We start from the raw sequence: 25,730 nt of genomic DNA, 5'->3' as shown, positions 1-25,730 counted from the left end.
CGCGAGCGAATTGCCCTGTGGGCGGTTGGTTCTCAGATGGAGAACAGTACCGCGCCCGCCGCGATCGGGCCGCTGGCCGGTTCGAGTGCGGAGCCCGGGGCGGTATCCATCACCACCACGGGGACGGCGGCGCTCAGGTCCAGGCGGCGGATGGCGTTGGGGGAGAAGGTGATCAGGGCATCGCCCTGGTTCACCGCCGCCCCCTCCTCGACATGCACCTGGAACAGGTCGGTCTTGCCGACGGTGTCGATGCCGACGTGCAGCAGCACGCCCGCGCCCGAGTCGGAGACGATGACCGCGGCATGCGGGTGCAGTTTCACCAGGGTGCCGGAGACGGGTGCGACCACGGTGGTCGGCTCATCGGTGTCGAGGGGTTCCACCGCCACCCCGGCTCCCACCATCTCGGCGGAGAACACCGGGTCGGGGACCTCGGACAGCGGCATGGCGGTGCCCGCGAGGGGCGAGAGGATTTGAGTGCTCATGTGATTCAGAGCAGATCGTTGATGTCTTCGGCCAGTGCGTCGGCGGTGGGTCCGACCACGACCTGAACCGCGGCGCCCGCCTTGACGACACCGTGCGCGCCGGCGGCCTTGAGCGCCTTCTCGTCGACCTTGGTGGCGTCCTTGATCTCGACGCGCAACCGCGTGATGCAGCCTTCGACCTCGACGATGTTGTCGGTGCCGCCTAGCCCGGCGACGATCTGATCGGCCTTGGACATTCTTCCTCCGTGCGTGTCGGGGTGGACAAAACTGGTTATAACCAGTATATCTCTGGTTATAACCAGTCACCGTCACCATACACGCGTGTGACTCGATTCACGGACTGAAGGACCCCGCTATGGCCGACGTCGCCGCAAGCGAGCGTAAGAAGCTGGATCTATCCGGCCTGCAGAAACTGGGTCGGAGCTTGATGCTGCCGATCGCCACCCTTCCCGCGGCGGGTCTGCTGCTGCGGCTCGGCCAAGACGATATGCTCGGCCGCTTCTCACCACTGGAATCGGTGGCCGCCGTCCTCGCGGGGGCGGGCGGCGCGCTGCTCGACAATCTCCCGCTGCTGTTCGCGGTCGGTATCGCCATCGGCTGGGCCAAGAAGGCCGACGGCTCGACCGCACTCGCGGGCGTTGTCGGCTATCTGGCCTTCCAGGGTGTGGAGAAGGCCATGTCTCCGGTCGTGCTGGAGGGTAAGACCACTGCCGACGGGGATCAGGCACTGGTGAACTTCGGTGTCCTCGGCGGCATCGTCATGGGCATCACCGCCGCCGTGCTGTGGCAGCGCTACCACCGCACCCAACTGCCCGACTACCTGGGCTTCTTCTCCGGCCGCCGCCTGGTGCCGATCCTCACCGCCTGTGCCGCCGTGCTCATCGGCGTGGCCATGTCCTTCATCTACCCGGCGTTCAACGCGGGCCTGACCTGGCTCGGCGAGGCGGTCGCGGACAACGACGTCGCCGGTGGCGGCATCTTCGGCTTCGCCAACCGGCTGCTGATCCCGCTGGGCCTGCACCACATCCTGAACTCGGTGGTGTGGTTCGTGATCGGCGACTACGACGGCGCACACGGCGACATCCCGCGCTTCCTGGCCGGTGACCCGACCGCGGGCACCTTCATGACCGGCTTCTTCCCGATCATGATGTTCGGTCTGCCCGCCGCGGCGCTGGCCATCTGGCGCAATGCCAAGCCCGAGAACCGCAAGCTGGTCGGCGGCATCATGCTCTCGACCGGTCTGACCGCCTTCCTCACCGGCATCACCGAACCGCTGGAGTTCGCCTTCATCTTCGTGGCGTGGCCGCTGCTGCTCATCCACGCGCTGTTCACCGGTTCGGCGCTGGCACTGACGAATGCGCTCGGTATCCACGACGGCTTCACCTTCTCGGCGGGAGCCATCGACTACCTGCTCAACTTCGGCAAGGCGACCCATCCGCTGCTGCTGATTCCGATCGGTCTCGGCTACGCGGTGCTGTACTACGTCACCTTCAGCTTCATCATCCGGCGCTGGAACCTGCCGACCCCCGGACGCGAACCCGACGAGGCAGACATCGAGAAGGAGAACACCGCCCAATGATCAACCGCACCGCCGTCGTTGCGTCGAAGTCCGGCTTACACGCCCGTCCGGCCGCCCTTTTCGTCAAGGCCGCCGCGGAATCCGCGGTGCCGGTGATGATCTCGGTGGACGGCAAGGCCCCGGTGGCCGCGGCCTCCATGCTCCAGGTCATGACCCTGGGCGTGAAACAGGGTGACACCGTCGTCCTGAGCGCCGAGGATGGAGCCGAGACGAGTCTGGACGCGCTCGTCGAGCTGCTGGAGACCGATCTTGACGCGTGAGATTCACGGTGTCGCGGCCGCGCCGGGGGTGGCCGTCGGGCCGGTGCTGTGGTTGGCGTCCGCGCCGACCACCAGCGCCACCGACGCCCCCGGCGCGGACATCGATGCCGAAATCGCGCGGATGGAGGCCGCTTTCGACACCGTCGCAGCGCGCTACGCCGCCCAGGCGGAGACCGCTCGGGGTACGGCGGCCGACATCTTGACCATGACGGCGGCGCTGGCCGCCGATCCGGCGCTGCTGGATCAGGTGCGTGCCGGGATCCGAGCGGGCGGCCCCACCGCACATGCGGTGACCGAGGCGGTCGACCACTTCGCCGAGCAGTTGACCGCGCTCGGCGGCATGATGGCCGAGCGCGCCGCCGACCTGCGTGATGTGGGGCAACGCGTCGTCGCCGAACTGCTCGGCGTCGACCCGCCCGGCATCCCGGACAGCGCGGTGCCGTTCATTCTCGCGGCGCGTGACCTCGCGCCCGCCGATACCGCGACACTCGATCCGGACACGGTGGTCGGGCTGCTCACGGTGGCCGGTGGACCGACCTCGCACACCGCGATTCTGGCCAAGGCGCTGGGTATTCCGGCCGTGGTCGCCTGTCCGGGCGCGGTCGAGATCGCCGAGGGTACCGAGGTGGTGGTCGACGGGACGGCGGGCACGGTCGAGATCGCGCCCGCACCGGGGCGGCGCACGGAGGTGCTGGCGGCTCGGGCGCGACAGCAGGACGCGCCGACCGGACCGGGGCGCACGGCCGACGGGTACGCGGTACCGCTGCTGGCGAATGTGGGCAGCGCGGCCGACGCCCGGCTCGCGGTGGAACTCGGCGCCGAGGGTGTCGGACTTTTCCGCACCGAATTCCTGTTCCTGGGACGGCACTCCGCACCGACCATCGACGAGCAGACGGCCCGGTACCGGGAGATCTTCGAGATCCTGGGGGAGCGTCCGGTCACCGTGCGCACCCTGGACGCCGGATCGGACAAGCCGCTGCCGTTTCTGAAGCTGTCCGAGGAGGAGAATCCGGCTCTCGGCGTGCGCGGTATCCGGTTGGCCAGTGTCGATGAGGGGACATTGGACGACCAGCTCACCGCCATCGAGGCCGCCCGTGCCGCCACCGGAACGCCGGTGAAGGTGATGGCCCCCATGGTGGCCACCGTGGAGGAGGCGCGGGCCTTCGCCGCTCGCGCCCGGGAACTGGGCGTGACCAGCCGCGGCATCATGGTCGAGGTTCCGGCCGCGGCGCTGCGCGCCGAGCGGCTCGGCGCGGAGGTGGACTTCTTCTCCATCGGCACCAACGACCTGTCGCAGTATCTGTTCGGGGCCGATCGCATGTCCTCGGCCCTGGCGGAGCTGCACAATCCCTGGCAGCCCGCGCTGGCGGAGACGATCGCGGCCGTGGTGGCGGGCGCGCGACGGCACGAGGTGGCGGTCGGCGTCTGCGGCGAGGCCGCGTCCCATCCCGAATTCGCCTGCGTGCTGGTGGGTCTGGGCGTGGAGACGCTGTCGATGGCGCCTCGGTCGCTGGCCGGGGTGCGGGCCGCGCTGGCGGCGGTCACCCGCGAGCAATGCGAGCAGGCGGCCTCGGCGGTGCTGGCCGCCGCCACCGCCGAGGAGGCCGCGCGGGCGGCGCGGTCGGTGTTGCGGGGAGGGGACCGATGAGCCGGGGGCGGGCGGGTTGAGGACGACACTGCGCGGGCGGGTCGTCACCCTCACGGAGGCGGGCGAACTCGCCGACGGCGTGGTGTCGTTCGACGGTCCGCTCCTCGACTTCGTCGGCCCGGCGGCCGAATTCGACGGTGAGATGCCCACACTCGGGGATGAGCCGCCGATCGTGCTGCCGGGGCTCATCGATGTGCACTGCCACGGCGGCGGCGGATTCGGTTTCCCGGAAACGGATTTCGACGGCGTCGTGAGCGCCGTCGGCTTCCACCGCGGCCGCGGCACGACGACGCTGGTCGCCTCCCTGGTCTCGGCCACCGAGGACGAACTGCTGGAGCGGATCGACCTGCTCGGCAAGGCCGTCGATGCCGGACTGCTCGCTGGCATTCACCTGGAGGGGCCGTTCATCAGCGAACACCGCTGTGGCGCACACGATCCGGCGCGCATCGTGCCCGGTGACCCGGCCATGCTGCGGCGGCTGCTGCGGCACGGCGACGGGCGCATCGTCTCGGTCACCGTCGCCCCCGAGACCGCGCATTTCGACGAACTCGCGGATCTGCTGAACGAGGCGGGCGTGCTGCTGTCGCTCGGACACACCGTGGCCGACTACGAGCGCTCGGTGCGTGCCATGCGCCGCGGTGAACGAGTGTCCATCACTCATCTGTTCAACGCCATGCCCGCGCTGGCGCACCGCGACGCCAATTTCCTGACGGCGGCGATGGCGGCGGCCGGGCGCGGTGACGTGGTGGCCGAACTCATCGCCGACGGTGTGCATCTGGCCGACGGGACCGTGCGCATGGTGTTCGACACCCTCGGCGCGGACAATCTCGCGCTCATCACCGACGCCATGGCGGCGGCCGGAATGCCGGACGGTCGCTACCACCTCGGCATCCTGGACGTGATCGTGGCGGACGGGGTGTCGCGGCTCTACGACCCGCACGGGCCGGGCACCATCGCGGGCGGCACCGCCTGCGCCTCGGATGTGCTGCGGCGCACCGTCTTCCACGCTGGGGTGGATCTCACCAGCGCCGCCACCGCGGCCTGTGCCACCCCGGCCCGCCTACTCGGCATCGACGATCGCGTCGGCGCGCTGCGCGCGGGGATGCGCGCCGACGTGCTCGTCACCGATAGCCAACTGACCCCTGTGACCGTGTACAAGGACGGACTGCCATGGAACTCGTGATCACCGACAACGCGACCGAAGCCGGTGTGCTCGCCGGCCGCATCATGGCCGACCATGTGCGGCGCGGTGCGCGCGCCATCGGCCTGGCCACCGGCTCCTCGCCGCTCGGCGCCTATCAGGAACTCATTCGCCAGCATCGGGAGGAGGGCTTGAGTTTCGCCGGGGTGCAGGCGTTCCTGCTCGACGAGTACATCGGGCTGCCCGCCGGGCACCCGCAGTCCTACGCCCAGTTCATCCGGGACGAGTTCACCGCGCAGGTGGACTTCGCGGACGCCGACGTGCACAGCCCCGACGGCCGCGCCGACGACATTCCGGCCGCCGCGGCCGATTACGAGCGCATGATCGCGCTGAGCGGACCGGTCTCGGTGCAGATTCTCGGTATCGGCGCGAACGGGCACCTGGGCTTCAACGAGCCCGGCTCCTCGCTACGCTCACGCACCCGCGTGAAGACGCTGACGCCGAAGACCCGCGAGGACAACGCCCGGTTCTTCGATGGTGACCTGTCGCAGGTGCCCACCCATGTGCTCACCCAGGGGCTCGGAACCATCAGTGACGCCGACCATCTCGTCATGATCGCCACCGGCGAGGGTAAGGCCGATGCCGTGGCCGCCGCCGTGGAGGGGCCGGTGTCGGCCTTCTGCCCGGCCTCCATCCTCCAGATGCACCCGCACGTCACGGTCATCGTCGACCCGGCCGCGGCCGTCAACCTGAAGGCCGTGGACTACTACCGGTTCGCCGTGGAGAACAAGCCGTCGTGGCAGCGCTTCTGACCGCTCACGCCGTCAGGTATTCGGCGTAGAACAGCATCAGTCCGATGGCGGCGGATATGCCGCCCAGCAACCAGAATCGGATGATGACGGTGGTCTCGGCCCATCCGGCGAGTTCGAAGTGGTGGTGGAACGGAGCCATCTTGAACAGGCGCTGGCGGGTCGTCTTGAACACGATGATCTGTAGCAGCACCGACAGGATCTCCACGAAGAACAGCGCGCCGACGACGACCATGAGCAGTTCGGTGCGGGTGGTGACGGCGAGTCCGGCGAGCAGGCCGCCCAGTGTCATGGAGCCGGTGTCGCCCATGAATATCTTGGCGGGGGCGGCATTCCACCACAGGAAGCCGATACAGGCGGCGGCTCCGGCGGCGCACACCAGCGCCAGGTCCAGCGGGTCGCGCACGTGGTAGCAGCCCGCGCTGGGGCGCGGCGTGCACGCGTTCGAGTACTGCCAGAACGTGATCAGCATGTACGCGCCCAGCGCCCAACTCATCGCGCCCGCCGCCAGCCCGTCCAGGCCGTCGGTGAAGTTCACGGCATTGGACCAGGCCACCACGAGAAAACAGACCCAGACCAGAAAGAAGACGGTGCCCAGGGTGATGATCGACGTATCGCGCACATAGGACAGCGCCCGGCTGCCCGGCGTCAACCCGGTGCTGTTCGGAAATCGCAGTACCAGCACCCCGAAGATGATCGCGGCGGTGAGCTGCCCGATGTACTTCCCGGTCGCCGTCAAGCCCAGGTTCCGCCGCTGCCGCAACTTGATGTAGTCGTCGAGGAAGCCCACCACGCCGAGGGCGGTGGCCAATCCGAGCACCAGCAGCGCCGAGGCCGAAACGCCTTCGGCCCCATACCCGATGCCGATCAGATGGGATCCCAGATATCCCGTCCACATCCCGACCAGAATGGCGATTCCGCCCATGGTCGGCGTGCCCCGCTTCTGCTGATGGCTGGCCGGACCCTCGACCCGGATCTCCTGCCCCCAGTGCCGCCGCGAGAACACCTTGATCAACACCGGTGTCAGCGAGATCGACACCACCAGCGCGATCAACGCCGCCACGAGAATCTGCCGCACAACGCCCCCACTTCACCGAATTCGTCCGGCCCGACTTGCTGTTCCGGCGCGACACACCAAGCTCAGATGTTAGCCAACATGACCCGATTCCGCTGCCCTCGGACACGGTCCGGAAACACCCGCCGCGGACCGGTGGGCGGCCCGTCCGAGCCGCGTACAGCTGCGGCAAGACCGCAGTTCTGCGGGCATCCGTCGTCGCGGAAACCGCCACGAAGGCTACGGCAATCTGGGTAGGGTGCGTTTCGCAATTTCGTTCGCACACAAGGAGTTTCTGTGGCGATCTCTGTTTCCCAGCGTGTGGCCGCCGTGATCGGCGCGTGCTGCACGGCATTATCGCTCGTGGTTTCCACCGCGGGTGCCGCCGCTGCCGACGAAGAACTGTACGAGGATCCCGACGGGCTGGCCGTCGCGTGTTCTACGACGCCGACCACCAAACGGGTCGACTTCGGCGGAAGGTACTACCGCGTCCATGTTCCGGCCGGAATCCCCAGCGGCGGGGCGCCGTTGGTGGTCGCACTGCATGGCGGCCGGGGCACGCCCGAGAGTATGGAAGGGGGATCGGGCTGGAACGCGGTCGCCGATCGGACCAAATCCATTGTCGTCTATCCACGCGGTAGCAAACCGGAGGGATCGGGGTGGGGCTGGGAAGCCGGTGACAACCCCGTGGACCTCAACCATATCCGTAGTGTGGTTGCGAACGTGCGCGCGCAGTGGTGTGTGAACCCGAAACGCATCCACCTGTTGGGCCACTCCAACGGTGGGCAGATGGCATCCCGGGTCGGATGCGTGGATTCGACCTTCTACGCCTCCGGGGCTGTATACGCTCCCGCGCCCCCTCCGGCGGGCTGCGACCCGGCCCGCGCGATCTCCTGGGCGGTCTTCGCGTCCGCCAACGACACCACGGTGCCCGAGCCCATCGCCTACAGCCATGTCATGTACTGGAGCTGGGAGAACCGACCGTGTCAGAACGAGCGGCCCGACGGTGGTACGGATGTGAAGGATTCCAAGCGCTGGGACTGCGCCTCCGGCACACAGGTGGTGTGGCGGGTGTACAACGGCGGTAGCCATTCGTGGCCGACCGGCGTCCGCCGCACCGAGATCCAGAACCGGATGTGGCAGCTGTTCCAGGCGTACCCGCGCCCATAGCGGAGCCGATACGACCCGGTCGCTGTCGAACCCGGATCCCGCCGCTTCGGATACGGCCCGGAACACCGGCAGAAGCGATCGGTGGGCGGCCCGTTCGAGCCGCCCACCGATCCGCGATACCTGTTCGCGAATTACTTGTCCTGATATCCGGACTCACGCGCCTTCGCGACCTCGGCCTCGGCCCGAGCCTTCTCCGCGGCCGCCTCCTTGGTGGCCACCTCCCGCTGCGCCTCGGCCTTATCCTGCTGGGCACGGCCCTCACCCTTGAGGTCCTCATCCCCGGTGATCACACCCGCGACCTCCTTGGCCTTACCCTTGGCGTCCTCGATGACGCCCTCGATACCCTGGCGCGCGCTCTCTTCCTTGTCGGACATGAGTACCTCCCGTAGTCGTTTGGGCTCACTGCTGCCGACATACCCGGCACCGTCCGACCGAATCCGGCCAGGTCGCTGTCATGGCGAGAGTCACATTCATGGCAGGCTGAGCTCTGGACAGTGGAGCGGAGGATGCGATGGCCGAGGTGACGGTGACCGAGGTGATGGCCGAGTTGGCCGCGCTCGAGGATCCCCGGGTGCGTGCGGTGAACGAGAAGCACGGCGACGATCACGGCGTGAACCTGACCGCACTGCGCGCGGTCGCGAAGCGGCTGAAAGCGCAGCCGGAGCTGGCACGACAGCTCTGGGAGACCGACGACACGGCGGCGAAGCTGCTGGCAACGCTGATCTGTCGGCCGAAGGCGTTCGATCGTGGCGAACTGGACCGCATGCTGCGTACCGCGCGTACCCCCAAGACGCACGACTGGCTGGTGAACTACGTGGTGCGGAAGAGTCCTCACGCCGAGGAGCTCCGCACAGCCTGGATGGCAGACCCCGATCCGGTGGTGGCGAGCGCCGGCTGGGCGCTGACCACCGAGCGCGTAGCGAAGCGACCCGACGGCCTCGACCTCCCCGGCCTGCTCGACACCATCGAGTCGGAGATGAAGGACGCCCCCGACCGTCTGCAATGGGCGATGAACCACTGCTTGGCGCAGATCGGCATCGAACACGTCACCCACCGCGCTCGCGCCCTCGACATCGGCGAACGCCTCGGGGTCCTCGCGGACTACCCGACCCCACCCGGCTGCACCTCCCCCTACGCACCCACCTGGATCACCGAGATGGTCCGTCGACAGCAGGGCGGATAGGGGCTCGTCCCCACGACCGGGAGTTCGAGCGAGTCACGACACGCGTGGGCGCCGGTCCACATGCCCCAGGAGGCGTGGCGTGGAGGACTCATCGACGTCGGCGAACGACCGGACGCATCGTCACACCGGATGCGGCGGCTGTCCGGTTGCGTACCAATATGATCGCGGGCACGGCGGCGAGGAGGAAGAGCGCTCCCGCCATCGCGATGTAGAGGTACACGCCGGTCGACGTGCTCACCGGTGCGCCGTCGGCGAAGGTTCCGGGTATCCGCGTCGCTTTGAGTATTTCGCCCCCGGCGACGTTGACGATGACCGAGCCGAGGGCGAGCACGACCGAGACCAGACCGGCGATGGTGCCCTGCCGTTCGGGAGCTTCGAGACCGGTCGCGAGGTTGTATCCGGACGCCCCGATCGCGCCGGCCGCCATTCCGACGAGGGCACCGCAGGCGATGGCCAGCGGCAGTGTCGATACCCCCGCCAGCATCGCGAAGCTCGCCACGACGCCGACCGCGATGCCGCCGAGCAGGGGTACCGCGGGACCGAACCGTCCCGCGATCCATCCGGCGCACACGCCGCCGACCACAATCCCGAGGTTGGGCGCCGCGAGCAGCACCGCGATCGCCTCGCCGTCGCCCAGCCCGTACCCGAGCCCCAGTTCGGGCGGCACCTGGGCGACGATGCTCGTCAGTTGCAGCATGCTCCGGAAGGAGCCCGCCGCCAGCACCAGCGCCAACAGCGTCAACAGGATCGGGCGACGCAGCGCCCGGATGTCGATGATGGGTTCGTCCACCCGCAGCGCGCGGAGTGCCCAACCGGCAAGCGCGGCGACTCCGGCCGTCACCAGCACGAGCATCTCCCCGGATCCCCACCCGAAATTCCTGCCGAGACTGATGTAGGCGAGCAGCGCACCCAGGCCGCCACCGAGCAGGAGTGCACCGCCGACGTCGATACGACCGTGGCCGAGAACAGGCGACTCCGGAATGAATGCCCGTACGCAGAGCGCGGCCGCCGCCGCGAGCAGCGCCGCCGCCACGAACACGCTGCGATAGCCGAACAGATCGATGATCGGTTTCATCAGGAACGGTTCGACGATGCCGACCACCGACGACCCGGACGTGACCATCCCGACCACCGCCATCGCCACTGTGGGCGAGGCGATCTGACGAGTGAGCGCGACCGTGAGGAAGACCGCGGCGAAGGCGGCGCCCTGAAAGAATCGGCCCACCAGGAAGATCCAGAGGTTCGGGGCGAGCAGGCAGACTGTCGCCCCGGCGCAGGCGAGCAGCAGGGTGCCGATGAGGATCCGGCGCTTGCCGAAGATATCGGAGCTCTTCGCGAGCAATGGTGACCAGATGGCTCCGGCCAGCATCGCGCTCGCATTGAGCCAGGCGGCCTGGTCGGTGTCGAAATGGTCCAGCAGTTGGGGCAGCACCATCATGGGCGAGCCGATGACGACGTCGGCCAGGACATTGGCGAGGGTGAGGACGGCCGCCCAGAGGATGAGCCGACTGCTCCAGCGGTACTCCCGGACGATGGGGGAGTGTTCTTCCAGCCTGTGTGTCACTGTGCATTCTCTTCAGCGCGTAGGGATTTCGGCACGAGGTGCGGAGGCGGCCGCGCCGGTGTGGCGGATGGTGGTGGCGCACGGCTTCAGCGCACGGTGTCCGGCGATCGCAGTGCCGCGTTGCGGGTGGCGATGTCGGCCCAGGTGCGCGGCACGATGCGGTCGAGACCGCCGATGGCACGACCCTGTGCGAATGTCACGTAGGGGCGTTGCCGGGCCTCGTATTCCGCGAACGCCTCGGCTCGGGCGCCGTGCCGCTCGAGTGCCTCGGCGAGGAAACGGGCGCCGGTGAGTGCGAGCGAGGTGCCCCGCCCGGACAGGTAGGCGGGGCAGTAGCCCGCGTCGCCGACCAGGACGACTCGACCGCAGTGCCAGGAGGGAAGCCGAGTCTGGCGCGCCGCGGTGAAGTAGAAGTCGGGATCGGCGCGGGCCGCGTCGAGGAGTTCCGGAATACGCCACGATCGGTAGCCCGCGAACGCGTCGACGAGTATCCGCTTCTGCGCGTCCAGGTTCCGGTGGTCGTAATCGATGGTCGCCGAACGGAACTGGAAGTTGGCGACGGTTTTGCCGCCGAACCGGAAGACGCCCGCCATCCGACCGGGGACGTTGTAGATCGAGTTGATGCCCGGCACAACCGCGTCGGGGAGTTCGGCCAGGGCGAAATAGACCCCTAGGTGTCGTGCGTAACGTTCCTCGGGACCGAACAACAGTCCGCGTACCGCGGAATGTTCTCCGTCGGCCCCGATCACCAGGTCGTACCGATCGGCGCGGCCCGAGCTGAACCGCACGTCGACGCCGGTGTCGTCACCGGTCAGAGCTGCGATCGAGTCGTCGAAGCGGACCACCGTGGAATCCGGGAGCGCCTCGGCGAGGATGCGCACGAGGTCCGCGCGGAGGAGTTCGATGTCGTCGTCGGAATCGCTGACCTCCGCCAATGGGATTCGGGCCACCGGTTCGCCCGCACTGTCGACGAACTGGGTGAGTTCGGACATCCGAACACGGTGCCGACGGATCCGCGGGAGCAGTCCCATCCCGCCCACGGCCGCGATCGCGTCACCCCGGATATCGATGGGGGTGCCGGTGAGCCGCAGTTGGCGGGCGTATTCGACAACGGTCACCGCGTGGCCACGGCGGCCGAGCTCGAGGGCGGAGGCGAGTCCGGCGATACCGGCTCCGGAGACGAGGACCTGCACGCGTGTGCTCCCAGCTGGCGAGTAAAAGCAACTATCTGTCGCTTTTGTGGAGCATACTGGTGGCTGGTTTGCGCCGCAACGTCGCGGCTGACGAGAATCGGCACCCGGAGCAGGAGGTGAGCACGCAATGACCGACGGGACCGCGGATCGGCCACCCGCACGGCGACCCGGCGGCCGCAACGCACGGGTGCGCGCCCAGATCCTTGCCGCGACCGCCGAACTCGTCGCACGGGACGGCATCGCGGGCTTCCGCTACGAGGAGGTCGCCGAACTCGCCGGCGTGAACAAGACCAGCGTCTACCGCAACTGGCCCGACCGCGAAGAACTGGTGGTCGAAGCGCTGCTCCGCTACGCCGAGGATCTCGCGTCGGTCGCCGACACCGGCGACATCCACCGAGACCTGGTGGACTATCTGCTGGCACTCGCCGCTGCCCTGGACACGCCGTTCGGTCGCACTCTCGCCCACGCCATTCAGCCCGCCCGTCACCACCACACCGTCCAGATGCTGACCAAGGTGCTCGACCAGCGCGTCGCCGCCCTGCGACGACGGGTCGACACCGCTGTCGCCCGCGGTGAACTCCCCCCGATCGACAGCGCCTTCCTCGGCGAGATGATCTCGGGCCCCGTGCATCTCGTCGTCGACCGTGGCATCCGCCCGTTCACCCGCACGGACGCCGAACGCATCGTCGGCGTCGTGCTCGCCGGTCTCCGAGCCACGGCCCCGCCCAGCTGACTCCTCAGCGGCGGCAACGGAATTCACTCGCCCCGACGCGATCGCGAATCTACGCTGCTCCCATGTGCATATACCCGAACCGGACACATCTGGTGTGCCTGCGCTGCCGGGTGTCCTTCAAATACCCGACCAAGCACGGCCCCGTCCCGTGCCCGCACTGCCGGGCGGATCTCATCGACGCGGGCCCGCACCTCGCGGTACCCAGAAAGCTGGACAAGGCCGGTTGGCGCACCCTGACAGCAGTTCTCGACTCCGGCCTCACCTTCCACGGCGGCTGCTGCGGCACCGGCCCCGGCTACCGCCCCCGCACACCCCGCGAGGTACGCGAACGGATACTCCTCGCCGAACGCACGGGCATGCCGCTCGCTGAGGCCCTGGCCACGGCCGATCCGACAGTCATCGCGGGATCGCGGCTCGATGTGCGGGTGTAGCAGTTCGTGATGCGGCGCAGCCCCCACATCGGGACGCCCCTTTGGGGGAGGTCGTCATGCGCACCCTGGCACGCAGGGCCGAACAGCAGATGAACCTCTAAGCCAACTCGACTTCCTCGAAGCTCACGATCAGCCCATGCCGCCGCTCACGCAGCACATTGCCTTCACGCCGCGCCATCCCCTCACCGAAGTCGATACGCAGCTTGGCATTCCGTGCGTCCACCTCCCGCACCACCCCGCAGATCCCACTGAACGGACCTTCTGGAAACCACACGACGTCACCCGGTGCGTATTCGCTGAAACCCACGGAGCCACAGTAATTCGCGGTGCCGACATGTGCGCTCGGCCGACCCGATGTCCCATCCGCCCCGTAGCTGTGTTCATGCCTCTGTGAGCGGGGCATGGCTGGAACCGGCGGGACACCCGCGGTGTCTCGCCGGGCAAATATCGGCCCCTGTCGGTCGATGGCGGCAGACTTGTGGCATGGAGATCACAGCGGCCGTCGCGGCGGTGCTCGGTGCGTTCGGGCTGTCGGGGGCGGCGGGGCTGAACGCGTGGTTGCCCCTGTTGGCGGTGGGTATCGCCGACCGGATGGGCTGGATCGATCTGGGCAGTTCGTACGGGTGGTTGTCCTCGACGCCCGTGCTGATCGGGATCGCGGTGGTGTTCGTTCTCGATCTCGTCGGCGACAAGATTCCGGCGATCGATTCGGTGGTGCACGGTATCGGGGTGCTCGTGGCTCCGGCGTCCGGGGCGATCCTCTTCGCCGCCGAGACCAGCCTGTCCTCGAACCTGCCGCCCGCGGTCGCCGCCGTGCTCGGCGCGATCACCGCGGGCAGTGTGCACGCCGGTCGCACGGCGGCGCGACCGTTCGTCACGGGAACGACCGCGGGTGTGGGCAATCCGGTCGTCTCCACCGCCGAGGACGGCACTTCGCTGGCGCTCACCATTCTGGCGTTGGCCGTCCCGGTCGTGGCGTTCATCGCGGTGGTGCTGCTGCTGATCGGTCTGGGCTGGCTGGCCGTGCGGGCCGGTCGGTGGCTTCGCCGGGGGCGCAGGCGAGAGCGGCCCGGGCCGGGTGGAGAGCGACGATGATCCCGGTAGTCTGCGATGGCGAGGCGGCGGAAGAGGGACCTGTGAGCACATTCGTTCTGGTGCACGGGGCGGGGGACGGCGGCTGGAGTTGGCATCTGGTGGCGGCGGAATTGCGACGCCGCGGGCATGATGTCGTCGCTCCCGACCTCCCGGCCGACGACGATGCGGTGGGGTTGGATCGGTACACCGAGGTAGTGGTGGAGGCGGTCGGCGATCGCACGGACCTGGTGGTGGTCGGTCATTCCTTCGGGGCGTTCACCGCGCCGCTCGCGGCCGCCCGACTCTCGGCAGATCTGCTGATCCTGGTCGCGGGGATGGTGCCGAAGCCGGGGGAGCGGCCGGACGAGTGGTGGGATGCCACCGGTTACCGATCCAGCACGGAGTACGTCGACGACGACGCGATCTACTACCACGACGTACCCCACGAACTAGCCGCCGAGGCGCGCCGCCGCGAACGCAACCACCCCTCCACCGCGGCCGGTGCGACACCCTGGCCCTTGCCCAACTGGCCGGACATCCCCACCAAGTTCGTCCTGTGCACCGAGGACCGCTTGTTCCCGGCTGATTTCCAGCGTCGCGTGGTGGCCGACAGACTCGCCATCACGCCCGACGAACTCGCGGCAGGCCACTACGCCGCCCTGGCCCGCCCCACCGAACTGGCCGATCTGCTCGACAGCTACCTCCCGGGCCGGTAGATGGCAGGTCGGCGAGCCTGGCCGCTGCCGCGCATGCCCGCGGGCGCGAGCAGCCCGATGTCGTTGTAATGGCGCAATATTCGCATCGTGACTCCCGACATGCGGACCGCCTTCGCGATCGACCACGCCAAGTTCGCACCTCCTGGGGAACTCCACCGGTATCGCCGGTACTCGGATGCCGAACGTTCACACAGCATCAACGTCAAAGCCCGTGTCCCCGGAAGGAATGGGCTGCGGCGCTACCGGCAACCCGTACGGCCCCACTCATCCGGTGTTTGCCGAGGCGTCGAAGTAGTGGCCCTGGCCGAGGTCCTCGATGAGGCCGGGCTGGGCGGGCTTCCAGCCGAGGAGGTCCTGGGTCAGCGTGCTCGAGGCCGGGTTGTCGGCCTGGGCGTGTGCGCTCAGGAAGCCGAAGTGGGCTTCGGCTTCCGTCGCCGGGATGCTGACCACGGGCAGGTTCAGACCGCGGCCGATGCCCTCGGCGATCTGGCGGAAGGTGACCCCCTCGTCGCCGACGGCGTGCAGCCGTGACCCCGCCGGCGCGGATTCCAGCGCAAGCCGGTACAGGCGTGCCGCATCCAGTGTGTGTACGGCGGGCCAGCGGTTGGTCCCGTCGCCGACATAGGCGGCGACGCCCTTCGACCGGGCGATGGAGATAAGGGTCGGGATGAAGCCGTTGTGGTCGAGCGTGCTGTGCACGGTCGGAGTGAGCCGGACGACGGACGAACGGATGCCGCGTTCAGCGAGCGCGACCACCGTGTTCTCGGCGTCGATCCGCGGGCCTGCGTCGAGCGCGTCGGCCTCGGTGACGGCGTTCTCGAGTCCAGCGAAGGCGAACATCACGGTTCCCGACGTGGCCACCAGAGGCTTGCCGGTACCGGTGAGCGCGTCCCCGAGCGCTTCGATGGCACGCAGATCCGCTGCGACCGCACCTTCGAAGTCGCCGGCGAACATGGCGTCGTGTTTGAAGGCCAGGTGGATGACACCGTCGGCTGCTGCGGCGGCTGCGGCGAGGCCGACGAGATCGTCGAGGTCGCCTCGGTACACCTCGGCACCGGCAGCCGTCGACGCGGCGGCGGACTTGTCCGAACGGGCCAGGCTCACGACCTGGTGTCCCGCTGCGATGAGCTCGGGAACGACCGCTGAGCCAAGGTGTCCCGAGGCTCCGGTGACGAATACGCGCATGTCGTGCGCCTTCCTGCTGCGGGCTCCCGTCGGGGCGGGAACCATGATGTCAGTCCGTGACATCACCGTAGCACCCATGTCAGACCCTGTCATCACATTGATGTCAGGGTCTGTCATCGCAGGGTAGGATCGCAGCATGAGCCGATGGAAACCCGACGCACGAGGCCGCCTGGAGAAGGCAGCGCTGGAGCTCTACAACCAGCAGGGCTTCGACGCCACCACCGTCGCGGAGATCGCGGCCCGCGCCGGGCTCACCGAACGGACGTTCTACCGGTACTTCGCCGACAAACGGGAAGTCCTCTTCCCCGGCGACAACCCCCTCGCCGCCATCCTCGTGGACGCCACGGCCACCGCCCCCGACTCGTTCCCGCCGCTGGAGGTGGTCACTCACGCCCTGATCGAAGCCGCTCCCGTCTTCAAAGGGCGCGAGGACCTGGTGCGACAACGCCAGACCGTCATTGCCGCCAACCCCGAACTCCAGGAACGCGAACTGGCCAAACTCGCCGCACTCGCCGCCGCACTCACCCGGGTGCTGCGCGAACGCGGTCTGGACATCACCACCGCATCACTTGCCGCGGAAATCGGGATCGCCGCATTCAAGATCGCCTATGAACACTGGGTCAACGACCCCGACGGGCGCCCCCTCACCCAGCACATTCGGGAAACGCTCGACACGGCCGGGCGCCTGACCACGCCGGAACATGCCGCCGCGACCGACAACGTGAGTTTTACGGGTCAGGAGGGAGCGGCATGAATGCGGTGGCAGTCACTTCACACGGTAGTTCCCCGCGCTAACTAGCCTCGGTGGCAATGGGTTCGGCCTCTTCCGGTCGATCGTCGCGTGAATCACCCTGCGGCACGGTGAAAATGGCGACGGCGGCCGCGACGGCGATCACGAAGCAGGCGATCGTGTACCAGAGGTTGCCGATGGGGTCGCCGTTGGCGGTGACGCCGTCCTCCGCGGCGAGGAAGTCGGGGAGGGCGGTGATCCAGAGCAGCGCCATGACGGCCAGATAGATCACGGCGTACGACTGCACGAAGCGGTTTCGGTAGCCGGGTGGTGTGGCGGTGCCGTTGCGCAGCGCGGACCACTGGCGGGCCAATAGCACCACCGCCACCACCGACAGCACGAAAAGCTCCGCGGCGTAGAGGAATCCGCGCACGGCGTCGCTGCCCATCCCGAAAATCGTCGCGGGCAGTGGCAGGACGAAGGTGCCGACCGACGCCAGCAGACCGATAACCACTGTGCGCCAGACCAATTGGGGGCCGCTGAAGTGCTGCCCGGAATCGACGTGGCGGCCGACGAAGTACTGCACGCACAGTGCCAGCGACATCGGCCACAGCGCCGCGAAGACGACCACGCTGGGCAGCGGCACCGAATCGAACATCGGTTGGTTGATCGGATTGTCGACCGCCCACTCCCACCAGCGCAGCTGCGGGCCGATCTGATCGAAGAGCTCGTAGTAGGCATGGTGGACGAACCCCACGCAGGCCGCGCCGAGGAAAACCCCGTAGCGCCGGAAAACGCCCAGCATCCGGACGGTTTCGTAGGCGAGCGTGGCCATCAGCGGATAGATCGCGATGATGTAGAGCGGCAGCCGCCCCCACAGGAATTCCACCGTGAACAGGTTGTGCGCGAACATCGTATCGACGTGTTCGGCGATGCCGAAGGCCGACGGGAAGTACAGCGGCGGTTCGATGATGAACAGGTAGGCGGTCGCACCGAACCAGAGCACCAGGTTGGTGGGGTCACCGTGCCTGCGTAGCCGGATGATCGCGTACACGAGCGCGAGCACCGAGCCGAGCACGATGGTCAGCTCGAGCACCGGCAGCGTCCAGTTCTCCAGCGCGGCGGGATTACGGAATTCGACCAGCCCGCCGGTCTCGTCGCAGGAGAAGCCCATCCGCGCGGCGAGATCGGCGAAGGTGGGTGTGCACAGGTCTGCCATCAGTTCACCTCCGAAGCGGTCAGCGCGTCGGCGGTGTACCAGCGGGTGCAGTCGTACCCGGCGTCGTAGCGCTCGAACCAGCGATCGGCCAGCTCGGGCAGCTTCTCGTGTGCCGGATCATGTTTGGGCAACTGGCTGCGGACCACACCGGCGAGGGCGGTGAGCTGCTCCCGCCGCGACAGACCGTCGAAGGCACGCGGCATCGGACCCTTGGTCAGATACGGCGCGAAGTACTCCAGCACCCGCTGCTTGGCGCGGTGCCGGGCGAACATGGACAGCGAGTCGACCTGCCGGTCGGCCAGCGGGACGTGCTGGTTGAAACCGGCGCACGCGATCCGGATCACCTTCATCACATGCGCGAAGATCGACGGCGCCATCCGCATCCGATAGAGCTCGTCGCCGACGAGGGCGTTGAACAGGATCAGCGCGGAGCTGCGATGTTCGACCTCCTCGACGAAATGCCAGATGAACAGCGAGGCGACCCGGTCGTCACCCGGCCGGAACAGTGTGTCCTCGTTGTCGAGCATGAGCTTGAACACCGGTGTGAAGGTCGCCTCCAGGTCGGCGGTGTAGGCCAGTCGATAGTTGTGCGAGGTGGCCTCGGTGAGCAGATCGAATTCGCCGATCACCGCGTCGAGGGTGTTCTGCAGCCCGGGATACCGCTTGATGAGCGCCTTGACGTGCTGCCGGTGCGCGGTCGAGTGGTGGCCTTCCTGTCGCATGAACGCGTTGGCCTCGGCGGCCACTTCCGGATCGGTGAGCACCGGCTTGAGCTGCATGATCAGCTTCACGATCATCTTCTCGAAGCCGACGGCCAGGAACGAGACCGCGTTGGACATGCTCGACCAGGCCGGATTCTGCGGATTCCACAGGAAGGGGACGTCGGCGTCTTCGAAGCCGAAATCCATTTTTCGGGGTTGCACATGGGTCACAGGGCGTACCTCGCCTCGGGATATGGGGGTCGATCGGGGTGTCGCGCCCGGTAGGCGCGATACGACAACCATACAAGTACGTGTCTCACTGTATGATCACTTTGTCGGGAATCCGCTACTCCTGCGCGGAGGCGGAGCGGTGCTGTGATACTGTCCGCCCGGTGGCGCGCAGACGCGGATGGGGCGGGAGTCCGCCCGCGAATGACCAAGAGGCGCATAGTCGTATCGTCGCCACCGCGGTCGAATTGATCGGGGAGACCGGCGCGGCGATCGGCATCGCCGACGTGGCGGAGGCGCTCGGCATCATCCGACAGACCGTGTACCGGTACTTTCCCAGCGCCGACGCCTTGATGACGGCGGCGGCCATCGCCTCGGTCGACGGCTTTCTGGACCGGCTGACCGCGCACGTCGCGGGCCTGGACGACCCCGTCGAAGCCATGACCGAGGGCGTGATCTACACCCTCGCCGAGGTCCGCCGCACCCCGCACCTGGGCATTCTGCTATCCAACTCCTACTCCAACGTCGACCCCGACAGCCTCACCTCCGAACAGGCCAAAGCCTTCGGCATGTCGATGATCCGGCGCTTCGACGTGGACTGGGAGAAGTACGGCTACGACGACGCGGCGCTGCTGGAACTGGTCGAGTACGTGCTGCGCACCATGCACTCGTTCTTCGTGTCCCCGGGCAGTCCGCCGCGCACCGAGGAGCAGTTGCGCGCCTATCTGCGCCGCTGGATGGGTTCCGCGATCGCCGCCCAGCGCGCATACGCGCAGGGCGGACTCTGACGCACTGACATCGTGAGACGCGTGTCCGCGTGGAATCGCGCGGCGGGCGCGAGCGGCAAACAGGGCGGAAACCGGGCCGTGTCGGCCGGCGCCGAGTTTGCGGAATGTTCGACTGTCCGCGCGTGAGCACGTATCGTTGTCGGTGTTCCCCCTGGAGTCCTGAAGCGTGGCCGGGGATGTGTCCACGCTGACAGGAGGAGTGTCGTGGTATTCGCAGCAGTGGCATCGGCAAGCGCCGCACGAACTTCCGCCGCCATCGCGGAATCGCTGCTATCACCTGTTCTGCTGGATCACCCGCACATCCTGCTCTGTGAACGCTGGTGGGCGTCCTGCGCCGATGCCGATCGCCTGCGCGCCGGGGACGATCGCCGACGGTATCGGACCTAGCACATTCAGAGCATGGTCGCTCGCGGTTCGTTCCTGTCATAGCTGTGCCCCGGCCGAAGCCGTAGCCGCGGAACCGCTTCGTACGCTCGCCGAGTGAGATGCCTTGCCCTGGCGGGCCTTACGATGGCTCGATCGGCACGATGGCGGTCGCGGCCGAGAGGTCGATTCGTCAGGTCTCCTCGGTAAGAATCCGCAAGCTCTCGGAGAGTTTTGCGGCGAGGTGTTCGAGCTGGTCGGGTGTGATGCTCTTGCCGAAGGCCGCGGCATCAAGCAGTTGGCGCCGTACATTGTCGATCTGCGTCTGGGCAAACGAGATTCGAGATAGTCCGAGCACTCGGGAAGAATACATCACGGCAGGATCCGTTCTGGTGCTGTGTGTTATCGACAACTGGCGGTTGGGAATTAGGTGTGTTGTTTGTTGGACAAGGAAGTGAGGATCTAGTCGAATCTTTTCGCAGGGCATGCTCGCAGCAGAGAGAGGCGGCGAAGTGATCGAGACCGGGGACGGGCGAGTGAGCGACTCGCCGGGACTGGAATGCGAATTCCTGCTGGTGGAAGATCTTCCGTGTCACAGGTGTGGCGATTCGTTGATTTGTGCGGTGCGGACACGGAGTTCGTTTCTGCGCGAGGATGGTCTGGAGGTGCGAGGATTCCGGACCGTGGGTCTCTGTTCGAACTGCGACAGGTTGAATCCGGCGGCTCGAGCGGTCATCGACTACGTCGCGGGCCGTGGTGGAATGACCGATTCGTCACTGCTGGAGTTCGCCACGGTACTGAGCGACTGGCTGAGCGAGGTCGTACCCTCCCGAATCGACGAGGCTCAACTCGCAGTTTTCCGTGAAGGCGGCCCCGCTTCCGCCTGATCAGGGTGCGAATTGTGAACACCGTTGTCATGACATCACTTTCACGCCTCTAACCGCTCGCAACTCACCCAGCAGGGCGGATGTCACAGTCACCGGGAAGTCGTCGACCGCGAGTGTGGTCCGGCGTTCCCGGTAGCACAGGACGAGACGTACTGGAGTTCCCCCACGGTGGGATCGCAGAGCGGACTTGAGTTCGAGTACGCTGTCCCGATCGGTGGTCTCGGCATTGATCTCGAGCATCAGCGGGGGTGTCTGCTCGCCACGTTCCACGGAACCGACGTCGAGTGGTGCGAGGTGAGTGCCGAAAACCCCCAGCTTCTCTTCGCGCCAATTGACCCGTCCCTCTACGACCACAACCGAGTCGACGACGAGATCGGCCGAGAATACGCTGTAGCTCTTGGGGAAGAACAAAACCTCGACCGAAGCATCCAGATCTTCGATAACGGCGATCGCCCAGCTTTCACCCTTCTTGTTGACTCGGCGTTCCAGCGCGGAGATAATTCCCGAGATCGTGATCGTCCCTTCGCGCGGAGCGTTCGCCAACACAGTCGCGATCGGCTTTGGAGCTGCCTTTCGGAGAATATGGCTTGTGCCATCGAGGGGGTGACCGGATACGTACAGCCCCAACATTTCTCTCTCGATGCCGAGTAGTACTTTGCGAGGCCACTCTTCGCCGTCGAAGCTCAGGTGGCTCAGTGGCGAGGAGTTGCTGGAGTCTTCCTCCGCACCACCCTCGATACCGAACAGATCGAACTGCCCCATCGCCTCTTGACGCTTGAGGCCCGTAACAGCATCCACGGCTTCCTCGTGGACGTCTATGAGCGCCTTGCGCGGATGGCCGAACGAGTCGAACGCACCAGCCTTGATCAGGGATTCCAGGACGCGCTTGTTGCAGCAGACCAGTTCCGACTTCTCGACGAAATCGGCAAAGGACGTGTACTTGCCCTTCTTGTTGCGGGTGTCGATGATCGACTCGACCACGTTGGCGCCGACGTTGCGAATGCCGCCGAGCCCGAACCGGATGTCGTTGCCGACGGCGGAGAACCGCAGCGAGGACTCGTTGACGTCGGGCGGCAGCACCTTCAGGCCCAGCTGTCGGCACTCGGCCAGGTAGATCGCCGACTTGTCCTTGTTGTCTGCGACCGAGGTCAGCAATGCCGCCATATACTCGGCCTGGTAGTTGGCCTTGAGATAGGCCGTCCAGTAGCCGACCAGTGCGTAGCCCGCAGCGTGTGACTTGTTGAACGCGTACCCGGCGAACGGCAGAACCGTGTCCCACAGGGCCTGCACCGCCTCGTCGGAGAATCCGTTCTCGCGCATGCCCGCCCGGAAGCCTTCGAATTCCTTCTCCAGAACCTCGAGCTTCTTCTTGCCCATCGCCCGGCGCAGGACGTCGGCGCGGCCCATCGAGAAGCCGGCCACCCGTTGAGCGATCTGCATGATCTGTTCCTGGTACACGACCAGGCCGTAGGTCTCGGCCAGAATGTCGCGCAGCGGCTCGGCCAGTTCCTCGTGGATCGGCTCGATCGCCTGCCGGCCGTTCTTGCGGTCGGCGTAGTTGTTGTGCGTGTTCATCGCCATCGGTCCCGGCCGATACAGTGCGTTGACGGCGATGATGTCCTCGAAGCCGGTGGGCCCCAACCGGCGCAGCAGGTCGCGCATCGCGTTGCCATCGAGCTGGAACACCCCGAGGCTGTCGCCGCGGCCGAGCAGCTGGTATGTCTTCGGGTCATCGGTCCCGAGCGAATCGAGCTCCACCTTCTCGCCGCGGTTGGCCTCGATGTTGTCGATCGCGTCGCCGATCACGGTGAGGTTGCGCAGGCCGAGGAAGTCCATCTTCAGCAGGCCGATGGCCTCACAGGACGGGTAGTCCCAACCCGTGATGACCGCGCCGTCGTCGCGCTGCCACAGCGGGATCACATCTGCCAGAGGTTCCGAGGACATGATCACCGCGCAGGCGTGCACGCCCGCGTTTCGGATCAAACCTTCCAGCCCGCGGGCGGTCTCGAAGATGGTGGAGACGTCTTTGTCGGTCTCGATCAGTGAACGGACCTCGGCGGCTTCGGGATACCGCTCGTGCTTCGGATCGACGATGCCCGCCAGCGGGATGTCTTTCGCGGCGACGGGCGGCGGAAGGGCTTTGGAGATCCGGTCGGCGATGGAGAACCCCGGCTGGCCGAAGTGGACCCGGGCGGCATCCTTGATCGCCGCCTTGGTCTTGATCTTGCCGAAGGTGATCACCTGCGCGACGCGATCGGTGCCGTACTTTTCGGTGGCATAGCGCACCATTTCCCCGCGGCGACGATCGTCGAAGTCCATATCGATATCAGGCATGGACACGCGCTCGGGGTTGAGGAACCGCTCGAACAGCAGGCCGTGCTCGATGGGGTCGAGATTGGTGATGCCCAGCGCGTAGGAGACGAGCGACCCGGCCGCCGACCCGCGACCCGGGCCGACCCGAATGCCTTGCCTGCGTGCATGATTCATCAGGTCGGCGGTGATGAGGAAGTACGCCGGAAATCCCTTCTGCACGATGATGTCGATTTCGAACTCGGCGCGGCGGATGTACTCGTCGGGTACGCCGGCGGGCAACCGCCACTCCAGGCCGCGCATGACCTGTTCGCGAAACCACGAGGTCACGTCGTAACCCGTGGGCGCCTCGTAGATCGGCATCCGATCGGTGTGCTGCCACACCTCGGAGTAGGACTCGACCCGTTCGGCGATCAACAGGGTGCTGTCGGCCGCACCCGGGACCTGGGTGTCCCAGTACGCCCGCATCTCCTCGGCCGACTGTAGGAAGTAGCCGTCGCCGTCGAACTTGAACCGAGTCGGATCGCTGAGCGTCTTGCCGGCCTGGACGCACAGCAGCGCGGCGTGGGCGTCGGCCTGATCCTTGGTGACGTAGTGAGAGTCGTTGGTGGCCACCGGGGGCAGGTCGAGTTTCGCGCTGATCTCGAGCAGGCCCTCGCGGACCGACCGTTCGATGGGCAGGCCGTGGTCCATCAATTCGACGAAGAAATTGTCCTTGCCGAAGATGTCCCGGTAGTCGGAGGCGGCCTGGAGGGCCTCGGCATGCTGGCCGAGCCGCAGCCGGGTCTGCACCTCGCCGGAGGGGCAGCCGGTGGTGGCAATGATTCCCTCGGAGTGCGCGGCGATCAGTTCGCGGTCCATGCGGGGCTTGCGGTAGTAGCCCTCCATGCTCGCCAGCGAGGACAGCTTGAACAGGTTGCGTAGCCCTCGGGCGTTCTGCGCCAGCATGGTCATGTGTGTGTAGGCACCGCCGCCGGAGACGTCGCCGCCGACGCCCTCCCCGTTGGAGCCGCGCTGGTTGGCCTGGCCCCAGAACACCGGCTTCTTGTGGAAGCGGCTCCCGGGAGCGACGTAGGCCTCGATGCCGATGATGGGTTTGATGCCCATCTTCGTGGCGACCTGGTAGAACTCGTCCGCGCCGAACATGTTTCCGTGGTCGGTCATGCCCACCGCGGTCATACCGAGTCGACCGGCCTCCTCGAACAGTGGCTTGATCTTCGCCGCACCGTCCAGCATCGAGTATTCGGTGTGAACATGCAGGTGAACGAACGAGGACAACGGACGCCTCCAGACGCGACTCAGGCTCGGATCGACCTATTCGAGCCGAGCCGACGATCGAGGGTCAAACAATCGACACGCACACTGTGACAACCACTGGTTGTCTTGGCTGGCCCTGTGCCGCAAGCTATTCCGCGCGCGGACCGGACACGCTGAGCAAGGTTTTCGTGATCGTGTCGAGGACGGCGGTCCGGTGGGTGGTCAGGTAGAAATGCCCGCCGGAGAAGATCAGGGTCTCGCACGACGCGGTGGTGTGCCGCGCCCAGTCGCGCGCCTCGTCCACGGTCGTCTTCGCGTCGTCGTCACCGACGAGCACCGTGATCGGGGATCGGACGGTGGCCCCGGGGGCGCACCGGTAGGTTTCGATCGCCTTGTAGTCGCTGCGGATCGCGGGCAGGATCATGCGCAGTATCTCCTCGTCGCCGAGCAGCGTGCTGTCGGTGCCGCTGAGGGATCGAAGCTCCGCGACGATCGCGTTGTCGTCGCCGGTGTGCACGTGCTCGTCGCGATGCCGGGAGGGTGCGCGGCGGCCGGAGGCGAACAGCATGGCCAGCACGACCCCGTCCCGCTCCTCGAGCAGCCGCGCGACCTCGAAGGCCAGGATCGCGCCCATGCTGTGGCCGAAGAAGGCCAGCGGGATATCGGTCCACGGTGTCAGCGCGGCGTAGATCTGTTCGGCGAGTGCGCCGATATCGTCGATACACGGGTCCAGGCGCCGGTCCTGCCGCCCCGGGTATTGCACGGCCAGTACTTCCACCGCACGCGAATCCGCACCGGACAGCGCCGCCGAAACCGGGAAGAAGAAGCTCGCCGAACCCCCGGCGTGCGGGAAGCAGACCAGCCGGATCGCCGGTGCGGATGCCGGATGGGGTCGTCGGATCCAGAGCGCGTTGTCCGCCGTCGGTTCGGCCATGCGTTGGGTACTCATGTGTTCTCTCGGTCGAAATTCCCGCTCCGCCAACCGGTAATCGGCCGGCGGAGCGGGGGGGGGATGGGCTCGCGGT

Annotated in this window: 28 protein-coding genes; 14 read left to right on the top strand and 14 right to left on the bottom strand. The window is 67.1% G+C overall.

Annotated elements, in window-relative coordinates; translation table 11 throughout:
* Positions 1-32: 32 nt before the first annotated feature.
* Together FOH10_RS16745 and FOH10_RS16740 are read right to left on the bottom strand one after the other, a co-directional pair.
* Positions 33-482 carry a PTS sugar transporter subunit IIA gene (locus tag FOH10_RS16745; protein WP_143981441.1) on the bottom strand — a complete coding sequence of 150 codons (450 nt, stop codon included), beginning with the start codon at positions 480-482 and terminating at the stop codon, positions 33-35.
* Between the two features lie 5 nt (positions 483-487).
* Positions 488-718, bottom strand: a complete 231-nt coding sequence (locus FOH10_RS16740) for a PTS sugar transporter subunit IIB (protein ID WP_039814894.1) — start codon at positions 716-718, stop codon at positions 488-490.
* 119 nt (positions 719-837) lie between these two features.
* On the opposite strand from FOH10_RS16740, the gene FOH10_RS16735 reads away from it, so the two are divergent.
* From FOH10_RS16735 to nagB, 5 genes are read left to right on the top strand one after another with little or no spacing between them, the layout of a single operon-like run.
* Complete coding sequence (locus tag FOH10_RS16735) at positions 838-2,061, top strand: PTS transporter subunit EIIC (RefSeq protein ID WP_143981440.1); 1,224 nt, start codon at positions 838-840, stop codon at positions 2,059-2,061.
* Positions 2,058-2,321 (top strand): HPr family phosphocarrier protein, encoded by a 264-nt coding sequence (locus tag FOH10_RS16730; protein ID WP_039814892.1) that lies wholly within the window; start codon positions 2,058-2,060, stop codon positions 2,319-2,321. The genes FOH10_RS16735 and FOH10_RS16730 overlap by 4 nt, the downstream gene beginning before the upstream one ends.
* The gene (gene ptsP, locus FOH10_RS16725) at positions 2,311-3,969 is read left to right on the top strand and encodes a phosphoenolpyruvate--protein phosphotransferase (RefSeq protein ID WP_186000871.1); all 1,659 of its coding nucleotides are present in this window, start codon (positions 2,311-2,313) and stop codon (positions 3,967-3,969) included. Before FOH10_RS16730 ends, ptsP begins: the two co-directional genes overlap by 11 nt.
* A 16-nt stretch (positions 3,970-3,985) precedes the next feature.
* Entirely contained in the window at positions 3,986-5,152 is a 1,167-nt protein-coding gene (locus FOH10_RS16720) for an N-acetylglucosamine-6-phosphate deacetylase (RefSeq protein ID WP_143981438.1), read from the top strand.
* Entirely contained in the window at positions 5,140-5,922 is a 783-nt protein-coding gene (gene nagB / locus FOH10_RS16715; RefSeq protein WP_143981437.1) for a glucosamine-6-phosphate deaminase, read from the top strand. Before FOH10_RS16720 ends, nagB begins: the two co-directional genes overlap by 13 nt.
* A gap of 4 nt (positions 5,923-5,926) precedes the next feature.
* Here the strand turns inward: nagB and mraY are convergent, their stop codons facing one another.
* Positions 5,927-6,997, bottom strand: a complete 1,071-nt coding sequence (gene mraY, locus FOH10_RS16710; protein WP_143981436.1) for a phospho-N-acetylmuramoyl-pentapeptide-transferase — start codon at positions 6,995-6,997, stop codon at positions 5,927-5,929.
* Positions 6,998-7,270: 273 nt separating this feature from the next.
* Between mraY and FOH10_RS16705 the strand changes: the two genes are divergently transcribed.
* On the top strand, positions 7,271-8,143 hold the full coding sequence (locus FOH10_RS16705; RefSeq protein ID WP_143981435.1) for a CE1 family esterase: 873 nt from the start codon (positions 7,271-7,273) through the stop codon (positions 8,141-8,143).
* Between the two features lie 131 nt (positions 8,144-8,274).
* Here the strand turns inward: FOH10_RS16705 and mbp1 are convergent, their stop codons facing one another.
* Positions 8,275-8,517, bottom strand: coding sequence for a microaggregate-binding protein 1 (gene mbp1 / locus FOH10_RS16700; protein WP_143981434.1), 243 nt, complete (start codon positions 8,515-8,517; stop codon positions 8,275-8,277).
* Between the two features lie 137 nt (positions 8,518-8,654).
* Here mbp1 and FOH10_RS16695 point away from each other — a divergent pair, with 137 nt between their 5' ends.
* The gene (locus FOH10_RS16695; protein ID WP_143981433.1) at positions 8,655-9,326 is read left to right on the top strand and encodes a DNA alkylation repair protein; all 672 of its coding nucleotides are present in this window, start codon (positions 8,655-8,657) and stop codon (positions 9,324-9,326) included.
* Between the two features lie 88 nt (positions 9,327-9,414).
* On the opposite strand, the gene FOH10_RS16690 is transcribed toward FOH10_RS16695, so the two are convergent.
* Both FOH10_RS16690 and FOH10_RS16685 read right to left on the bottom strand, forming a co-directional pair.
* Complete coding sequence (locus FOH10_RS16690) at positions 9,415-10,890, bottom strand: MFS transporter (RefSeq protein ID WP_244962023.1); 1,476 nt, start codon at positions 10,888-10,890, stop codon at positions 9,415-9,417.
* Positions 10,891-10,976: 86 nt separating this feature from the next.
* Positions 10,977-12,083, bottom strand: a complete 1,107-nt coding sequence (locus FOH10_RS16685) for an FAD-dependent monooxygenase (RefSeq protein ID WP_143981432.1) — start codon at positions 12,081-12,083, stop codon at positions 10,977-10,979.
* A gap of 127 nt (positions 12,084-12,210) precedes the next feature.
* Between FOH10_RS16685 and FOH10_RS16680 the strand changes: the two genes are divergently transcribed.
* Together FOH10_RS16680 and FOH10_RS16675 are read left to right on the top strand one after the other, a co-directional pair.
* The gene (locus tag FOH10_RS16680) at positions 12,211-12,816 is read left to right on the top strand and encodes a TetR/AcrR family transcriptional regulator (RefSeq protein WP_143981431.1); all 606 of its coding nucleotides are present in this window, start codon (positions 12,211-12,213) and stop codon (positions 12,814-12,816) included.
* A gap of 62 nt (positions 12,817-12,878) precedes the next feature.
* On the top strand, positions 12,879-13,247 hold the full coding sequence (locus FOH10_RS16675) for a hypothetical protein (protein ID WP_221937991.1): 369 nt from the start codon (positions 12,879-12,881) through the stop codon (positions 13,245-13,247).
* Between the two features lie 97 nt (positions 13,248-13,344).
* On the opposite strand, the gene FOH10_RS16670 is transcribed toward FOH10_RS16675, so the two are convergent.
* The gene (locus tag FOH10_RS16670; RefSeq protein WP_143981430.1) at positions 13,345-13,554 is read right to left on the bottom strand and encodes a hypothetical protein; all 210 of its coding nucleotides are present in this window, start codon (positions 13,552-13,554) and stop codon (positions 13,345-13,347) included.
* 176 nt (positions 13,555-13,730) lie between these two features.
* Between FOH10_RS16670 and FOH10_RS16665 the strand changes: the two genes are divergently transcribed.
* Both FOH10_RS16665 and FOH10_RS16660 read left to right on the top strand, forming a co-directional pair.
* Complete coding sequence (locus tag FOH10_RS16665; RefSeq protein ID WP_143981429.1) at positions 13,731-14,342, top strand: DUF4126 domain-containing protein; 612 nt, start codon at positions 13,731-13,733, stop codon at positions 14,340-14,342.
* A 41-nt stretch (positions 14,343-14,383) separates the two neighbouring features.
* Positions 14,384-15,037 (top strand): alpha/beta fold hydrolase, encoded by a 654-nt coding sequence (locus FOH10_RS16660; protein ID WP_143981428.1) that lies wholly within the window; start codon positions 14,384-14,386, stop codon positions 15,035-15,037.
* Here FOH10_RS16660 and FOH10_RS36140 read toward each other — a convergent pair.
* Both FOH10_RS36140 and FOH10_RS16650 read right to left on the bottom strand, forming a co-directional pair.
* The gene (locus tag FOH10_RS36140; RefSeq protein WP_342355926.1) at positions 15,019-15,123 is read right to left on the bottom strand and encodes a MerR family transcriptional regulator; all 105 of its coding nucleotides are present in this window, start codon (positions 15,121-15,123) and stop codon (positions 15,019-15,021) included. The genes FOH10_RS16660 and FOH10_RS36140 overlap by 19 nt on opposite strands.
* 178 nt (positions 15,124-15,301) lie before the next feature.
* Complete coding sequence (locus FOH10_RS16650) at positions 15,302-16,222, bottom strand: SDR family oxidoreductase (protein ID WP_143981427.1); 921 nt, start codon at positions 16,220-16,222, stop codon at positions 15,302-15,304.
* Between the two features lie 136 nt (positions 16,223-16,358).
* Between FOH10_RS16650 and FOH10_RS16645 the strand changes: the two genes are divergently transcribed.
* Positions 16,359-16,976, top strand: coding sequence for a TetR family transcriptional regulator (locus FOH10_RS16645; protein ID WP_143981426.1), 618 nt, complete (start codon positions 16,359-16,361; stop codon positions 16,974-16,976).
* 37 nt (positions 16,977-17,013) lie between these two features.
* On the opposite strand, the gene FOH10_RS16640 is transcribed toward FOH10_RS16645, so the two are convergent.
* Both FOH10_RS16640 and FOH10_RS16635 read right to left on the bottom strand, forming a co-directional pair.
* Entirely contained in the window at positions 17,014-18,171 is a 1,158-nt protein-coding gene (locus tag FOH10_RS16640) for a DUF7802 domain-containing protein (protein WP_143981425.1), read from the bottom strand.
* Positions 18,171-19,103 (bottom strand): metal-dependent hydrolase, encoded by a 933-nt coding sequence (locus FOH10_RS16635; protein ID WP_143981424.1) that lies wholly within the window; start codon positions 19,101-19,103, stop codon positions 18,171-18,173. Before FOH10_RS16635 ends, FOH10_RS16640 begins: the two co-directional genes overlap by 1 nt.
* A 161-nt stretch (positions 19,104-19,264) precedes the next feature.
* On the opposite strand from FOH10_RS16635, the gene FOH10_RS16630 reads away from it, so the two are divergent.
* Entirely contained in the window at positions 19,265-19,888 is a 624-nt protein-coding gene (locus FOH10_RS16630; protein ID WP_143981423.1) for a TetR/AcrR family transcriptional regulator, read from the top strand.
* Positions 19,889-20,444: 556 nt separating this feature from the next.
* On the opposite strand, the gene FOH10_RS34855 is transcribed toward FOH10_RS16630, so the two are convergent.
* Positions 20,445-20,609, bottom strand: coding sequence for a DUF6374 family protein (locus FOH10_RS34855; RefSeq protein WP_186000870.1), 165 nt, complete (start codon positions 20,607-20,609; stop codon positions 20,445-20,447).
* Positions 20,610-20,763: 154 nt separating this feature from the next.
* Between FOH10_RS34855 and FOH10_RS16625 the strand changes: the two genes are divergently transcribed.
* On the top strand, positions 20,764-21,138 hold the full coding sequence (locus tag FOH10_RS16625) for a DUF6300 family protein (RefSeq protein ID WP_143981422.1): 375 nt from the start codon (positions 20,764-20,766) through the stop codon (positions 21,136-21,138).
* Positions 21,139-21,165: 27 nt separating this feature from the next.
* On the opposite strand, the gene dnaE is transcribed toward FOH10_RS16625, so the two are convergent.
* Positions 21,166-24,684, bottom strand: coding sequence for a DNA polymerase III subunit alpha (dnaE, locus tag FOH10_RS16620; RefSeq protein ID WP_244962088.1), 3,519 nt, complete (start codon positions 24,682-24,684; stop codon positions 21,166-21,168).
* Between the two features lie 169 nt (positions 24,685-24,853).
* Positions 24,854-25,654, bottom strand: coding sequence for a thioesterase II family protein (locus FOH10_RS16615; protein ID WP_244962022.1), 801 nt, complete (start codon positions 25,652-25,654; stop codon positions 24,854-24,856).
* Positions 25,655-25,730: the final 76 nt, after the last annotated feature.

This window comes from Nocardia otitidiscaviarum (assembly GCF_007362295.1).
GTDB lineage: Bacteria > Actinomycetota > Actinomycetes > Mycobacteriales > Mycobacteriaceae > Nocardia > Nocardia otitidiscaviarum.
This window is presented reverse-complemented; position numbering and strand designations above follow the sequence as displayed.

Excerpts from the sequence above, each read along its gene's own strand:
- dnaE (WP_244962088.1), bottom strand. The coding sequence starts at position 24,684 with ATGCTGGACGGTGCGGCGAAGATCAAGCCACTGTTCGAGGAGGCCGGT.
- FOH10_RS36140 (WP_342355926.1), bottom strand. The coding sequence starts at position 15,123 with ATGCGAATATTGCGCCATTACAACGACATCGGGCTGCTCGCGCCCGCG.
- FOH10_RS16665 (WP_143981429.1), top strand. The coding sequence starts at position 13,731 with ATGGAGATCACAGCGGCCGTCGCGGCGGTGCTCGGTGCGTTCGGGCTG.
- FOH10_RS16680 (WP_143981431.1), top strand. The coding sequence starts at position 12,211 with ATGACCGACGGGACCGCGGATCGGCCACCCGCACGGCGACCCGGCGGC.
- FOH10_RS16730 (WP_039814892.1), top strand. The coding sequence starts at position 2,058 with ATGATCAACCGCACCGCCGTCGTTGCGTCGAAGTCCGGCTTACACGCC.
- FOH10_RS16740 (WP_039814894.1), bottom strand. The coding sequence starts at position 718 with ATGTCCAAGGCCGATCAGATCGTCGCCGGGCTAGGCGGCACCGACAAC.
- nagB (WP_143981437.1), top strand. The coding sequence starts at position 5,140 with ATGGAACTCGTGATCACCGACAACGCGACCGAAGCCGGTGTGCTCGCC.
- FOH10_RS16615 (WP_244962022.1), bottom strand. The coding sequence starts at position 25,654 with ATGAGTACCCAACGCATGGCCGAACCGACGGCGGACAACGCGCTCTGG.
- FOH10_RS16675 (WP_221937991.1), top strand. The coding sequence starts at position 12,879 with ATGTGCATATACCCGAACCGGACACATCTGGTGTGCCTGCGCTGCCGG.
- FOH10_RS16650 (WP_143981427.1), bottom strand. The coding sequence starts at position 16,222 with ATGCGCGTATTCGTCACCGGAGCCTCGGGACACCTTGGCTCAGCGGTC.
- mbp1 (WP_143981434.1), bottom strand. The coding sequence starts at position 8,517 with ATGTCCGACAAGGAAGAGAGCGCGCGCCAGGGTATCGAGGGCGTCATC.
- FOH10_RS16745 (WP_143981441.1), bottom strand. The coding sequence starts at position 482 with ATGAGCACTCAAATCCTCTCGCCCCTCGCGGGCACCGCCATGCCGCTG.
- FOH10_RS16640 (WP_143981425.1), bottom strand. The coding sequence starts at position 18,171 with ATGGCAGACCTGTGCACACCCACCTTCGCCGATCTCGCCGCGCGGATG.
- FOH10_RS16735 (WP_143981440.1), top strand. The coding sequence starts at position 838 with ATGGCCGACGTCGCCGCAAGCGAGCGTAAGAAGCTGGATCTATCCGGC.
- FOH10_RS16695 (WP_143981433.1), top strand. The coding sequence starts at position 8,655 with ATGGCCGAGGTGACGGTGACCGAGGTGATGGCCGAGTTGGCCGCGCTC.
- FOH10_RS16645 (WP_143981426.1), top strand. The coding sequence starts at position 16,359 with ATGAGCCGATGGAAACCCGACGCACGAGGCCGCCTGGAGAAGGCAGCG.